This window comes from Campylobacter sp. S4:11, assembly GCF_024723695.1.
Classification (GTDB): Bacteria; Campylobacterota; Campylobacteria; order Campylobacterales; family Campylobacteraceae; genus Campylobacter_D; species Campylobacter_D jejuni_C.
In genome coordinates, this window is sequence record NZ_JANQDC010000102.1 from 1 (window position 1) to 407 (window position 407).

Below are 407 nucleotides of genomic sequence, written 5' to 3' on the forward strand. Positions count from 1 at the left end.
TTATTAGCTTCCTCATTAGTTTCATCTTCTTGATTAAGTTTTTCTTTTAATGCTTTCTTTTTTTCTTCAAAGTCTTTTTTAGCTTCTTGAGCTTTTTTATAATCATCTTTGGTTTTTAGATTTTCTTTAATAGCTTTGTTTTGAGGGAGGTTTCTATCAGGGGATAATTCTATAACCTTTTCTATATCATTTTTAGCTATGGTAATACTACCATTATTAGCATAGACTAAAGAGCTAATTGCTATAGTACTAAGTAAAAGTTTTTTCATGATGGTTTTTCCTTTTATTTATATATTTTAAATTTAGAGTTTTTATTTTTAATATTTATGTTGATTAATCATAATATGATTAGATATGAGTATTTGTTAATATACTCATTATAAATACACTAGGATAAATCCTAGTGT

The 407-nt window shown here is 23.8% G+C and carries 1 pseudogene; it reads right to left on the reverse strand.

Going from position 1 to position 407, the window contains the following annotated elements:
- Positions 1-269: pseudogene (locus tag CAMP5053_RS08400) on the reverse strand (ShlB/FhaC/HecB family hemolysin secretion/activation protein); the annotation flags it as partial.
- Positions 270-407: the final 138 nt, after the last annotated feature.